The sequence below is a fragment of the Corynebacterium testudinoris genome, from assembly GCF_001021045.1.
Classification (GTDB): Bacteria; Actinomycetota; Actinomycetes; order Mycobacteriales; family Mycobacteriaceae; genus Corynebacterium; species Corynebacterium testudinoris.
Genome location: NZ_CP011545.1, coordinates 2236831 through 2249976 on the forward strand (window position 1 = coordinate 2236831; position 13146 = coordinate 2249976).

A 13146-nucleotide genomic window follows, 5' to 3' on the forward strand; every position below is an offset into this window, starting at 1 on the left:
CGGTCGTTGGTTCTAGAATACGTCGTCGCTAATGCTGGCGACATCTCATGCGATGCCCTTGACCTTGTCACTGTGTCATGGTTTTGGATGTTGAGGGAAAGGAGGTGGTCCCCATGACCGCCATTGACCACCGTCGGCTCCAACACGCGTTGACCTCACCGGCCGCATCCACCCGGTTGCAGGCCGCCCTGGCTGCAGGTACGAGCCCGCAGCCGGATTTCATCCCGCCCCTCGTCGCCCAGTGCGCGCATGAGCCGGATTTTTTCGTTCGGGACATGCTGACCTGGGCCTTGACTCGCCATGATCACGCGATGGTGGTGGAGCTCGTGCTGCCCGAGCTGCGTTCGACGTCGCCGCGGACTCGCAGCCAGGCGCTGCATACATTGACTAAGATCGCGGATCCCACGACGTGGCGGGCGATTACTCTGGATTTGCTCCGCGACGAGGATGATGAGGTGGCCCGCACGGCGTGGCGCGCGGCGGCTGGCCTCTACCCGGAGGAGGAGAAGCCCCAGCTGGCGAGGGTGCTGGCGTCGCAGTTCGGCCGCGGAGATCGTGAGGTTCGGCTGAGCTTGAGCCAGGCGTTCGCGCTGTTGGGTCCCGCCGCCGAGGAGGTCGTGGCGCGTGCTCGGCATCATCCTCGGGAGGTGGTGCGTGCCCACGCGCTGGCGACGGAGCGGATCATGGCTGACCCGGAGGAGGGGTTCCACAGTGCGTATTGGTGAGGTGTCCGAGCTTTCCGGTGTTAGCGCCCGGATGCTGCGGCATTATGACAAAATCGGCGTGCTCCGTCCGTCGGAGCGCACCGCCGGTGGGTATCGCGAGTACTCGGACGAGGATCTGCGGCGTTTGTTCCACATCGAGGGGTTGCGTTCGTTGGGGTTGGAGCTGTCGGAGGTCGCGGAGGTGCTCCGCGATCCGGGTTTCAGCCCGACCACGCTTATCGACGCCCTCATCACCGGCACCCGCGAGCGCCTCACCCAAGAAAAGGCGCTGTTGCGCACTCTCCGGCTGGTGCGCGCCAGCCATCCGGTCGACTGGTCCGACGTGCTGCGCACCACGAGCCTCATGCGGGGTCTCGGAGCCGCCGAGCCCTCCCAGCGGCTGCGGGTGGCATTATCGGTCGACGCCGAGCGTCATCTGTCCTTGCTTATCGACGCCGCCCTGTCCGAGTCCGATCCCAACACCGCCGGTGCGTTGGACTGGGTGGTGGCGCAGGGCGGGGACACCGCGGTGCCCCGCCTCACAGCCGTCTTAACGTCCGCTTCGCCTGATCGACAACGCCGGGCGGCGATGATGCTGCGGAAGATCGGTTCAGCGCAGTCGTTGGAGGCCTTAGCTGGCGCCATCGCGCACGCCGATCCCCAGGTGCGGGGCTGGGCGGCCATGGAGCGAGGCAGATTAGGTGAGGTGGATGCGGTTGCGGGTCTGGTGGAGCTCATCGTGTCGGGCCGCGAGGACGTGGAGGCCGCCGATGTTCTAGAGCTGCTGGCGGTCGAGCATGGCTACGCTGCAGAGATCACCGAGGCCCTCGCTGCGGAGCTCGCCGGGGCCGAGGACTCCGTTCGGCACCGGCTGACCGAGTCGCTCGCCGGGATCCCCGGTCCAGGGGCTGATGCACTGTTGGCACGCTTGGCGGATGATGCTTCCCCGCAGGTAGCGCATACGGCCCGCTACCTCATGGCGATGCGTTGTCGGTAGATGGGCTCCCGATACCCGACGCACTGCGGGTGACGTGCCTCACACAGCATTGTACGTTTGCCCCATGACGCACTTTCCTACCCTCGATCCCGAGTTCGCAGCTGCCGTGGCGATGATGCCGGAGCCGGACTACGACACCATTGATCTCCCGGCGGCTCGTGAAGCGATGAACCAGGCCACCGATGCCGCGTTGGCCGAGCTGTCCTATGACGGCGTCACCGTTCGCGAGCTTGCAGTCGCCGAGGCTGTCATCCGCCTCCTCACCCCCGACAGCGCCAGCGAAGACACCGGCCCTCTCCCCGTCCTGCTGTGGATTCATGGCGGCAGCTTCGCCCTCGGCCGGGCCAAGGACAGTGACGCCTTCGCCCTCACGCTCGTTCGCACGTGGGGCATGGCGGTCGCGAGTGTTGATTATCGCCTCGCCCCGGAAGTCCCCTTCCCCGGCGCACATGATGATTGCTACGCGGCCCTGACTTACCTCTATCACCATGCCGCCGAGCTGGGCCTGGACCCGGACCGCATCGCGGTCGGCGGGGAGAGCGCGGGTGGGTGCCTCGCGGCCAGCACTGTCCTCCGGGCGCGTGATGAGGGTCAGATTCCCATCGCAGCTCAGCTGTTGGACATTCCTGTGCTGGATAGCCGAATGTCGACGGTATCGATGAGGGAGTTCGTCGACACCCCTGTGTTTAACCGACCGAGCGCGGAGTTCATGTGGCGCTTCTACCTAGGCGACCATGGCATGGACAACGCTGACGCTTCTCCTGCCCTCGCGGCGGATCTCAGTGGTCTCCCTCGGACGTATATCTCCATGATGGAGCTTGACCCGTTGAGGGATGAGGCCATTGCTTATGGTCTGCGGCTCCTGCAGGCGGGGGTCAGTGTGGAGATGCATTGCTTCCCCGGCACGTTCCACGGCTCTTCGGCGTTTCCCAGCGCGGTCAGCGATCGCCATCAGACGGAACTCGTCATGGCTGCGCGCCCGTCCACCACTGTCACTAATTCGTCGAGGGCCGAACGGTGAATGAGGTCGTGGGTGACTAGCAGCGTGGCGGTGTCGCGCTCGTGGGTGAGGCGGGCGATGAGCTCCATGATCTCCGCGCCACGTTCCTGATCGAGGGCGCTCGTGGGTTCGTCGACGAGGAGGATGTCTGGTTCGTGGACGAGGGCGCGGGCGATGGCGACGCGCTGGCGTTGTCCTCCGGAAAGTTGGTGGGGGCGTTTGTCGGCGTGGGCGGAGAGGCCGACGGCGGCGAGGAGATCGTCCACGCGGGCGTCGATAAGCGATCGATGTGCCTGGCCGCCAAGCCGACCCATGACCTGCACCTGCTCGCGGGCCGTGAGGGCCGGGAGCAGGGCGGATTGTTGGAAGACAATCCCGATGCTTCTGCGACGCAGGGCGGTGGCGTCGTGGGGGCTGAGGACGGCGGCGTCGATAAGCTTTTCTCCCCGACCGATGAGGACGGAGCCCGAGTCGGGGCGGATGAGGGTGGCGGCGACGGCGAGGAGGCTGGATTTTCCGGAGCCGGATGGGCCGGTGATGCCGGTGACCACGCCGTCCTCGCCGCGGAGGCTGACGTTGTCGACGGCGGTGATGCGGCTGGCGCCGTCGGGGAAGGTGAGGGTGACGTTGCGGAGTTCAATCATCGGTTGCTCCCGAGGGCAGTGAGGGGGTCGGCGGAGGTGACAATGCGCAGCGCGAACGCCGCGCCGAGGAGCCCGAGCAGCGCCAAGATGGCAGCCGGGGCGAGGGTGGTGAGCGGGCTCAACACGAAGGGCAGGGCCTGGCCTGCCGCAACCCCGAGGCCAACAACGGCGATTAATCCGACGCCGATGCCCACGGCTAGCACGATGAGGGCTTGGCCAAGCGCGTCGCGCACGAGTGATGCGGTGCTAGCGCCGAGGGCTTTGAGGACGGCGATGTCGCCGGCGCGCTGCATCGTCCAGACGGTGAAGAAGGCGCCGACGACGAGGGCGGAAATGCCAAACAACATGGCGATCATGAGGCCCAGCGAGCCGATCTCGGAGGAGAAGGCGTCGAGGGCGGAGAGGCTGGCCAGCGGGGTCTGCGCCACGGTGCCTGCCTGCTTATCGACGTCCGCCCAGTCCGGCTCCCCCGTCACCGCCAGCATTGTCGGTTCGCCGGTCCCGCCGACACGCTGGCTCAGCTCGCTCCAGGTGGGCGTGCTCATCGTGATCACGGGGGTGTGGCTGTACCAGAGATCTTCGCCCACGGCGGCGACGGTGACATCCTGGCTATTGATGGTCACGGTATCGCCGACCTGGGCATCCAGTGCCTCGGCGGCGCCGCTGGACAGCTCAACCTCCCCCTCGGCCAGACCCGAAGGCTGGCCAAACAGGGCAACCCCGGTGGGCTCCTCCGACCCTGCGCGGGCGGCCCGGGTCTGCGAGATGCCGATCGGGGTCACCGACTCAACCCCGGGCGCGTCCTGCCACTGGCGCACCGTATCCGGGTTGAGGGAAGAGGTGGAGAAACTGGGGCTGCCCGTGCTCGGCTGCTGCAAGACGATCCGGTCGGCGGGGATGCTGAGCACCGCAGAAACGTTTTGCGCCGCCAGGCCCCCAGTCAGGCCGGAGAGAAACCCCACGAGCAGGGTAATCAACGCCACCACCACCCCGATGAGCGCAAATCTTCCGCGGGCGAACCGCAGTTCCTTCCAAGCGACAAACACAGCTTTCCTTTCCTGCCCAGCACTCCTTGTGCGAGCTACCCCCTGAGCTTCCCCTCGCCGGGGGTCGAACAGCATCGGCTGAACCTGCGCTTTCGGAGTCATCATTTCTGTTGATGGCGCCCGCCGAGCACTCCCCTAGGCTTGACACCGCTATGTCACATTCGAACCTCGCCCCCGTGTTCACCGGCCTGCGCCTCGGGCTGCACGCCCTCCTCGTGGGGCTGACGGGCTTCGCCATCGTGCGGGCCTTCGCGGTGTCCTCGCCGGTGGCGCCGTGGGTACTGGTCGTCGGCATCGCCTTCGTGGCGGTCTACCTGCTCGGCGCATGGGCGGCGCGGGGATCGGACGGTCAGCCAGGAACCGCGAGCCTGGGCTGGATCATCGTGCTCACCGTTTTATGGGCGGCGCTGACGTGGCTCAGCCCCGAGGGCGCCTACCTGGTCTTTCCCCTCTTCTTCCTCTACCTTCACCTCCTGCCCGGCGCGAGTTCCGCGGTGGTGATCATCCTCGCCACCGCTTTCGCCATCGTGGCGCTTGGGCTGCATCTGGGCTTTAGCGTTGGCGGGGTCATCGGGCCGCTCATCGGCGCCGGGGTCGCGTTGCTCATCGGGTTGGCCTACCGCGCGCTGACCCGGGAGGCGCAGGCGCGGGAGCAGTTGCTCAGCGAGCTCATGCGCACCCGCGCGCAGCTCGCCGACACGGAGCGCGAACAAGGAGCACTCGCGGAGCGGGCCCGGCTGGCTCGCGATATCCATGACACCGTCGCCCAGGGCCTATCGTCCATCCAGATGCTGTTGCAGGCCGCCGAGCCCACGACCCCCGAACCCGCGGCGGGCTACCTCACCTTGGCCCGGGAGACCGCGGCCGAGAGCCTCGCCGATACGCGCCAAATCATCCGAGAGCTCACGCCCAGTCGCCTCGAGGACGGTCTGGCGGCGGCGCTGCGCAGGCTCGGGGCGGAGCAATCCCGCCGCGCGGAGATCCCCATCGAGGTCACCGCCGCAGACGTTGACCTGCCCATGGGCATCCAGACCGCGCTGCTGCGCATCACCCAAGGCGCCCTGTCCAACGCCATCCGCCACGCCGACGCCTCCCGCATTTCCATCACCCTGCTCGCCGATGCCAGCACCGCCACGTTGGAGGTGCTTGACGACGGTCGCGGCTTCCACGAAGCCGAATCCTTCGGCCTGCAGGCCATGCGCGAGCGCGTCGAGCAATTCGACGGCACCCTCTCGGTAACTTCCACACCCGGCGAGGGCACCACTGTCCGCGCCGACCTGCCCTTGATTCCCAGCACCGGAGGCCACCCATGATCCGCCTCGTGATCGCCGATGATCACCCCGTCGTGCGCACTGGCCTGCGCGCCATGTTGTCCAATGACCCCGGCATCGCCGTCATCGCCGAGGCCACCTCCCCGGAGGAGGCAGTAGCGCTCGCTAGTGAGCACTCCCCCGACCTCGTGCTCATGGACCTACAATTTGGCACCGAGGACACCGGGGCGGACGCGACCCGACTCATCCGGGCGCTACCCCACCCACCGGCGGTGCTCGTGCTCACCAACTACGACACCGACAGCGACATCCTCAGCGCCGTCGAGGCCGGGGCCAGCGGATACCTGCTCAAAGACTCCCCGCTCGACGAGCTCCTCGCCGCCATCCACGCTGCAGCCGCCGGGGAAACCGCCCTCGCCCCCGCCATCGCGGGCCGCCTCCTCGCGCGAATGCGCTCCCCGCAGCCAACCTTGAGTGCGCGGGAGATCGAGGTCCTGGGGCTCGTCGCCACCGGTGCAAAGAACGAGGAGATCGCGCAGCGACTATTCATCAGCGACGCCACCGTGAAGTCCCACCTGGCGCACATCTACACCAAGCTCGACGTGTCCTCGCGGACAGCGGCCGTGGCCAGTGCCCGGGAGAGCGGGATCCTGCGCTAGCGGTTGTCTCTCCTGTCGGGTGACGTCCCCCGCATACCCGACGCCCCGCGGGTGACTGGCATCACAACTGCCAGTAGGTTTTCCTTCATGACCACCTTCCCCACACTCGATCCCGAGCTCGCCGCCGCCGTCGCCATGCTTCCCGACGCCGACTTCAGCGATGTCCCCTCCTCCCGCGCCGCGCTCGACGACTTCGTCACCGCCTTCCTCGCCGACCTCTCCTACGAGGGTGTCAGCGTGCAGCTCCTCCAGGCCCCCGGTGAGGGCACGGACCCGGATGTCTCCGTCCGCCTGCTCACCCCAGCGTCCGCGTCCGGCCCGGTGCCCGTCCTCATGTGGATGCACGGTGGCGGCTTCGTCGTGGGGTCGGCGGCCGCCAGCGACGCCTTTTCCACCAGCGTCGTCCGCGAACTCGGCATCGCCGTGGCCAGCATTGATTACCGTCTTTCCCCCGATACCCCGTTCCCCGGCCCGGCTAACGATTGCTACGCCGCGCTGACCTTTCTCCATTCACGTGCCGCCGACCTTGGCCTCGACCCCACCCGCATCGCCGTCGGCGGCGAGTCCGCCGGGGGATGCCTCGCCGCCGCGACCGTCCTACGGGCCCGCGACGAGGGGACCATCCCCGTCGCGTTCCAGGTCCTGGAAATCCCGGTTCTCGACGATCGCCTGCGCACCGTCTCCATGGCTGATTTCGTTGATACCCCCGTGTTCAACCGCCCCCTGGCAGAGATGGTGTGGAAGTACTACCTCGGACCCGAGCACGCAGGAGACGACGTCTCCCCGTATGCCGCCCCCGCCCGCGCCACGGACCTGCGCAATCTTCCTCCGACGTATATCCAGACCATGGAACTCGACCCGCTGCGCGATGAAGGAATCGAATTCGGTCTGCGTCTTCTCCAGTCTGGCGTCAGCGTGGAGTTGCATTCCTTCCCCGGCACTTTCCACGGCTGCGCGATGGTAGCCGGGGCCGAGGTGGTCCGCCGCGCAGGGGCGGAGACGCTCAATGCGCTCAAGGTGGGTCTCCGGTTGTCCAGCCAGAGCCAGTAGGCTGGCAGGATGCAGGGCCTGATGTATCGGCTGGCCGAACTCGATGCAGATTCGGCCGGTCTCGTGCGCGTTATCGATTACTTCGATGCGCTCGTGCGCCACGGCGCCGACATGTCTGCCCTCCTGCGCGCCAGCGCCACCCTGGCCAACTGCGTCGTCGGCATCGAAACCACCAGCAGGTCAGGCAAGGTGGACACCCGGCGTTGCGACGTCCGCGGTCGCTGGTCCCCACAGCCCCTTCTGCCTGCCTCCCGCACCAAAGACATTCTGATTGGCGAGTCGGTCGTGGGAAAAGTGTGGATCGAACGTCCAGGTCCGCCCCTCCCGCTCGACGACATGCTCGTTGATCGGATGGCGATCACCGCCGCGTCGATCCTCTCGCCCCAACGGCAGCTCAGCGACGCCGACCACACCCGCAACCTGCTGTTTTCCCTGGACGAGGTCGCCGTCCTCACCGCCTGCGCCGCGCTCAACATCGACCCTTCCCTCCAGGTCCGCGTCCTCGTTTCCTCGGACGCTGGTGTGGCAATTCCCCGCCACGCCACCCCAGGCCGCGCCGTCGAGCTCGACCTGGATGGGGACCACTGGGTGCTCCTCAACGATTCTTCACTCCCGCCGTTTGCCGAGTGGTCGACCGATGGCACGGCACGTTCCGGGGTGTCCTTGGCCTCCGCCGCGACGGACATTCACCTGCTGGCAGAGACCGCTCGTTTCGCCCGCCGCCACACCCACGCACAGCGCCCGGTCGTGCTTGCCGATGACCTCGGTGCCCTCCTACTCCTCACCCCCGGCACCGACGTCGACCCCAGCCGCATCCCGGACCTCGTTCGCGCCGCGAAGGTGACCGATTCCGAGCTGTTGGACACCCTCCGCGTCTACCTCCGCAACGGGACTCTCCGCGCCACCGCCGAGGAGATGTTCCTCCACCACAGCAGTGTTGCCAGCCGGTTGTCCAAGCTCTCCGCCCAGCTCGGCTTCAGCGTGGATGCGCTGGAGAATCGGGCGCGGGCGACGGCGATGATGATGCTGGTGGAACCATAAGCCCGAAAACGTAGGCCACTCCCGCGCCGATGAGGAGTGGGAGGGCGACGGGGGCGTCGATAAGCAGGATGAGGATAAGCAGCACGGCTACCGTGCGTTTCCACCCGACGGCCGCGGTGGCGACCATGCCGGTGGCCATCGCCGATCCTGCGTCCAGCCCGGGCAGCAGCACCGACAGCGCCGCACCGATCGCCGCGCCGGTGAATACCAGCGGGAAGAATTCTCCGCCCCGCCAGCCGCTGACCAGGCACAACGCGACGGCAACCACTTTGCCCACCGCGATGGCGAGCAGGAGCGACCACTGCGAATTCTGGATAAGCGGCAGCAGATCATTCAGCTCGTGATGCCCGGAGAACCTAAGCAGCGGCTGCACCGTCGCCAGCGCGGCAAACAACACCGTGCCGCCAGCAACGACCAACCACCGGCGCTTGATACCAGCCGTGACCTGCTCGAACGCATGATGGAGCCCGCGGAACAGCAGCCCCGCAGCGGCCGCCACCACGGCCACGACCAGCAGCAGGAACGGCTGTGGCTCCCCGATGGCGGGCAGCGCAATGTGGCCGCCCTCCCCACTGGACGTGAGCTTAGCGACGCCCACGAACACAAAGAATCCAGCAAATCCCGCCGCCAGCTGCAGGGCCTTGCCCTGCCCCAGATCATCACCATCTATCGCCGCCGCTCCCGGCGGCGAGCCGTACAAACCACCGAGCGCGCCCGCGTTCCCGGCCTGCCCAATCACCCGCTGCGTATCGACGTCCCGCGCAATCAAGTGCGTCACAATCGCCGACATCTGCGCCACCACCGCCACGATGCCTGCCTCCGGGCCGATCGCCCCACCGAAAGCGACGGCAACGATCGCGGCGAACGCCGTCGCCGCTACCGCGCGCCGGGGCAAGTGACCAGGATCCTCCGAATGGCGAAGCAACGTCTCCAAGTCCTCCGTCGGTGCCCACCAACCAATGAGAATGAGCAAGGCCCCGCCGAGAAGAATGGTGACATAGATGGGTAGTCCCAGGCCGTCCCACACCAGGTGCTGCAGCCAGGTCATCCCCTTGAACGTGAGGATGGAAGTCAGCCCGGCGATAGCGCCATAACCTAAGGCCTGCAGCGCGAGCCGCGGATTCACTCGCGGGCGCTGTGTCGTTGCGTTCATGAATGTGATTATAAGAAGTTGGCACCCGCTATTCCGAAGTCTCGGGTATCCGCCCACAACGCCAGCAAACGCATCGCCTCCTCCGACGGTGAACCCGGCTCCGGCGAGTACACGGTAAACGTAAGCCCATGATGTGCTTCCATATCCATGCCTTCATACGCCAGCGCCATATCGCCAACGACCGGATGATGGAAATACTTGACACCGCTGCCATGGTGGCGAACGTTGTGCTTGCCCCAGCGAGTACGGAACTCATCGGAACGAGTGCACAATTCTCCGATGAGATCGTGGAGTTCCTTGTTGTGCGGATCTCGGGCAGCCTCGGTCCGCAAGATTGCGACCGTAATGTCGGCGAATCCATCCCAGTCGGGGTAGAAATTAAGAGCTCGTTCATCAAGAAATGTATGCCGGGCGATGTTTGGCGTCCGATCTGGCAGGTCATACAACTCGTCATAAAAGGCCCTCGCCAGGGGATTCACCGCCAACAGGTCCATGCGGCCATTCCTCACAAACGCCGGTCCGGCGCTGAAACCGTCCAATGCCCACTGCAATCCGGGACCCGGATTCCACCCTTTCCCACTGCGGCGCTTACGGGGCCTGCCAACCGGGCTGGCCGCGCTGGCCAGATCGAACAAGTAGGCACGCTCGGCGTCGTCGAGAAGCAATGCTTGAGCCAGGCTGTGGAGCACGTCGGGCGACGCACCACTGATGTGGCCGCGCTCCAGCTTGGTGTAGTACTCCACGCTCATCCCCGCGAGCGTGGCGACTTCGCTCCGCCGCAGGCCCGCGACTCGACGGTTGCCGCCCGCGGGCAGGCCGACCAGTTCGGGCGTGATGCGTTCCCGGCGCGAGGTCAGAAACTCGCGCACCTCAGCTCGGTTGTCCATGCTTCCACGGTACGACTACCCCGTCGTGCATGGGAGGTTCTGCCGGTACCACCATCAACAGAGTCTCCCGCGCGAGTGAACGTGCGTGTTCTTCTGATTAAGCAAAGAAACCTAGTCAAGGAGTAACAATGCGCGCAGTCATCATGGACGCCCCCGGAAAAATCACCATAGGACACCGCGACGACCCAAGAATCATCGAGCCCACCGATGCCGTCCTCCGCCTAGTGGCCACTTGCATCTGCGGTTCCGACCTCTGGCCCTACCGCGGGGTCGAGCCCGCCGACCACACCCCCATGGGCCACGAATACGTCGGCATCGTCGAAGAAGTCGGCTCGGACGTCACCACCGTCAAGCCCGGCGACTTCGTTGTCGGTTCCTTCGTCATCTCCTGCGGCACTTGCGAGATTTGCGCCGCCGGGTACCCCTCCAAATGCGTCAACGGCGAATTCGTCTCCGTGACAGTAGGCACTCAGGCGGAAAAGGCCCGCATTCCGTTCGCCGATGGCACCCTCGTTGCGACGCCCGGCCTACCGGACGAAGATCTCATCCCCTCCCTGTTGGCCGCTTCCGACGTCCTGGGGACCGGCTGGTTCGCGGCCGACGCCGCCCAGGCCGGACCCGGCAAGACCGTCGCCGTTGTCGGCGATGGGGCCGTCGGACTCATGGGCGTGCTCGCGGCCAAACAAATGGGCGCCGAGCGCATCATCGCCATGAGCCGTCACCCCGAGCGCCAAAAGCTAGCCCTCGAGTACGGTGCCACGGACATTGTCACCGAACGCGGTGAGGCCGGCGCGGCGAAGATCAAGGAACTCACCGGCGGCCTGGGCGCCCACTCGGTGATCGAGGCCGTCGGCACCGAGGAATCCCTACGCCAGGCCATCCACTCCACCCGCCCCGGCGGCCACATCGGCTTCGTCGGCGTCGCCCACGGCGGCGTCTCGATCCCCGCCGACGAACTCTTCTTCGCCGAGGTCCACCTCCACGGCGGCCCCGCCCCCGTCCGGCGCTACCTGCCCGAGCTGATTCAGCTGATCTGGGACCGCACGATCAACCCGGGAAAGGTTTTCGACCTCACGCTCCCCCTCGACCGCGCCGCCGAGGGATACCAAGCAATGGACGAACGCACAGCCACCAAAGTGCTGCTCACTCTGTAACCACCCCCGGCGATCCGCGGGTCGAAATAAAGCACGTCAGAAAGGATTACTCATGATCACAGTAGATTTCACCGGCCAGGTCGCTTTCATTACCGGAGCCGGCACCGGAATCGGGCGAGCCATCGCCCTCGCATTTGCCGACGCAGGCGCGGACGTCGCACTGGCCTCCCTCGGAGAAGAAAGCCTGCTCGACACTGCACGCCTCGTGGAGGACCGCGGCCGCCGAGCCCACGTCGCCGTCTGCGACGTGGCCAGGAGCACCGACCTCGAAAAGGCGGTGGCGGGCACGGTGGAACGGTTCGGCAGGATCGACGTCGCCATCAACAATGCTGGGATCGAACAACCTCCGGCACCGCTCGAAGACATCACCGAAGAAGAGTGGAACCGCCTCCTCGCGGTTAACCTCAGCGGCGTATTCCTGGCTATGAAGTACGAGATTCTTGCGATGCGACGTACCGGCGGTGGATCGATCATCAACATCTCCTCCGGTGCCGGAGTGGTAGGAATCCGCGGCCAAGCCGCCTACGCCGCCACCAAACACGGAGTCCTCGGCATGACAAAATCAGCCGCACTGGACTACGCCGCGGACGGCATCCAGATCAACGCGATCTGCCCCGGGATCATCGACACCCCCATGATGGATCGCTTTTCCGGGGGCACCCCCGAAGGGCGGGCACGGGTCATTGCTCAAGAGCCGATCGGCCGCATGGGAAGGCCAGAGGAAATCGCCTCCGCCGCCTTATGGCTGTGCTCCGACCTCGGTGGCTTCGCCATTGGTCACTCGCTCGTGGTCGACGGCGGTCAGACCGTCGGCTTCTAGCTCAATGTCACCGAATGCATACCGATCAATGGTGGGGCCGACTACGCGGGCCAGCTCCCGGGCAGGGAGGCCGGCGATGGTCGGGACTTTCAGTACATAGCGGCCGAAGACGAGCCCAAGCAGCTGCGAACCCGCCAGGGAGAGCCGCGTTTCGGGGTGTTCCACACCAAGGCGGGGTGCGAAGGTCCCCAGGAGTTCCTCGGTAACGAAGCGGAGAAAGATCCGCCGAGACTCGTCATGGGTTCCGATGCCGCGGACAAGACCGATGAAGGCGGGGCCCATACTGGGGTCCTCGAGTGCGGTGAGGACGGCGAGAACGTATCGGGTTCCCGGTGACCCATCCCTACCTTCGCCCTCGGGGAGGAGGATGTCGGGGAACCCGCGCGAGCGGAAGGTTTCGGTAATCACCGTGGTAAACAGGCTTTCTTTGGTGCCGAAGTAGTAGTGCACCAGCTTGGAATCCACTCCGGCGGCTTCGGCGATTTTGCGAATGGTGGTGGCCTGGTACCCGTATTCACCAAACTCCCGGGTCGCCGCCTCAAGAATCTGCTCCTTGCCCGCTTTCCCAGACGGCCGAGGTCCGCGGCGGGGGGCTTCCACCGCCTCCGCTTTTCTCCCCTTGTTCATGTGACCAACGGTATCAGGTGCTCCCCTATTTCATCGCGTGATGAAATCCGCTAACATATATTTCATCAACCGATGAAATACGGAGGTGGGGCA

14 protein-coding genes are annotated in these 13146 nt (G+C 66.0%); 9 read left to right on the forward strand and 5 right to left on the reverse strand.

From position 1 onward, the window contains the following. Positions 1-113 precede the first annotated feature (113 nt). The 3 genes from CTEST_RS10725 to CTEST_RS10735 all read left to right on the forward strand — a co-directional run bounded on the left by CTEST_RS10725 (position 114) and on the right by CTEST_RS10735 (position 2722). The gene (locus CTEST_RS10725) at positions 114-725 is read left to right on the forward strand and encodes a HEAT repeat domain-containing protein (protein ID WP_047253726.1); all 612 of its coding nucleotides are present in this window, start codon (positions 114-116) and stop codon (positions 723-725) included. Then, positions 712-1701, forward strand: a complete 990-nt coding sequence (locus CTEST_RS10730; protein WP_047253727.1) for a MerR family transcriptional regulator — start codon at positions 712-714, stop codon at positions 1699-1701. The genes CTEST_RS10725 and CTEST_RS10730 overlap by 14 nt, the downstream gene beginning before the upstream one ends. A 64-nt stretch (positions 1702-1765) precedes the next feature. After that, complete coding sequence (locus tag CTEST_RS10735; protein ID WP_047253728.1) at positions 1766-2722, forward strand: alpha/beta hydrolase; 957 nt, start codon at positions 1766-1768, stop codon at positions 2720-2722. Here the strand turns inward: CTEST_RS10735 and CTEST_RS10740 are convergent. Both CTEST_RS10740 and CTEST_RS10745 read right to left on the reverse strand, forming a co-directional pair. Next, complete coding sequence (locus CTEST_RS10740) at positions 2653-3345, reverse strand: ABC transporter ATP-binding protein (RefSeq protein ID WP_047253729.1); 693 nt, start codon at positions 3343-3345, stop codon at positions 2653-2655. The two genes, CTEST_RS10735 and CTEST_RS10740, sit on opposite strands and share 70 nt — an antisense overlap. Further along, on the reverse strand, positions 3342-4391 hold the full coding sequence (locus CTEST_RS10745; RefSeq protein ID WP_047253730.1) for an ABC transporter permease: 1050 nt from the start codon (positions 4389-4391) through the stop codon (positions 3342-3344). The genes CTEST_RS10740 and CTEST_RS10745 overlap by 4 nt, the downstream gene beginning before the upstream one ends. 152 nt (positions 4392-4543) lie before the next feature. Between CTEST_RS10745 and CTEST_RS10750 the strand changes: the two genes are divergently transcribed. The 4 genes from CTEST_RS10750 to CTEST_RS10765 all read left to right on the forward strand — a co-directional run bounded on the left by CTEST_RS10750 (position 4544) and on the right by CTEST_RS10765 (position 8412). Continuing rightward, complete coding sequence (locus CTEST_RS10750) at positions 4544-5704, forward strand: sensor histidine kinase (RefSeq protein WP_047253731.1); 1161 nt, start codon at positions 4544-4546, stop codon at positions 5702-5704. Next, positions 5701-6321, forward strand: a complete 621-nt coding sequence (locus tag CTEST_RS10755; RefSeq protein ID WP_047253732.1) for a response regulator transcription factor — start codon at positions 5701-5703, stop codon at positions 6319-6321. Before CTEST_RS10750 ends, CTEST_RS10755 begins: the two co-directional genes overlap by 4 nt. A gap of 87 nt (positions 6322-6408) precedes the next feature. After that, a complete protein-coding gene (locus CTEST_RS10760; protein WP_047253733.1) occupies positions 6409-7371 on the forward strand; it encodes an alpha/beta hydrolase in 963 nt (320 codons plus the stop codon). Between the two features lie 9 nt (positions 7372-7380). Continuing rightward, a complete protein-coding gene (locus CTEST_RS10765; RefSeq protein WP_236686086.1) occupies positions 7381-8412 on the forward strand; it encodes a helix-turn-helix domain-containing protein in 1032 nt (343 codons plus the stop codon). Here the strand turns inward: CTEST_RS10765 and CTEST_RS10770 are convergent. Together CTEST_RS10770 and CTEST_RS10775 are read right to left on the reverse strand one after the other, a co-directional pair. Next, a complete protein-coding gene (locus CTEST_RS10770; RefSeq protein WP_083985582.1) occupies positions 8348-9565 on the reverse strand; it encodes a chloride channel protein in 1218 nt (405 codons plus the stop codon). The genes CTEST_RS10765 and CTEST_RS10770 overlap by 65 nt on opposite strands. An 8-nt stretch (positions 9566-9573) precedes the next feature. Further along, a complete protein-coding gene (locus tag CTEST_RS10775; RefSeq protein WP_047253736.1) occupies positions 9574-10452 on the reverse strand; it encodes a helix-turn-helix transcriptional regulator in 879 nt (292 codons plus the stop codon). Positions 10453-10580: 128 nt separating this feature from the next. Here CTEST_RS10775 and CTEST_RS10780 point away from each other — a divergent pair, with 128 nt between their 5' ends. Together CTEST_RS10780 and CTEST_RS10785 are read left to right on the forward strand one after the other, a co-directional pair. Further along, positions 10581-11606: a zinc-dependent alcohol dehydrogenase family protein gene (locus tag CTEST_RS10780; RefSeq protein ID WP_047253737.1), complete on the forward strand. Its 1026-nt coding sequence runs from the start codon at positions 10581-10583 to the stop codon at positions 11604-11606. Between the two features lie 52 nt (positions 11607-11658). Then, positions 11659-12426 (forward strand): SDR family NAD(P)-dependent oxidoreductase, encoded by a 768-nt coding sequence (locus CTEST_RS10785; protein WP_047253738.1) that lies wholly within the window; start codon positions 11659-11661, stop codon positions 12424-12426. Here CTEST_RS10785 and CTEST_RS10790 read toward each other — a convergent pair. Further along, complete coding sequence (locus tag CTEST_RS10790; protein ID WP_083985583.1) at positions 12346-13053, reverse strand: TetR/AcrR family transcriptional regulator; 708 nt, start codon at positions 13051-13053, stop codon at positions 12346-12348. The genes CTEST_RS10785 and CTEST_RS10790 overlap by 81 nt on opposite strands. Between the last annotated feature and the right edge of the window lie 93 nt (positions 13054-13146).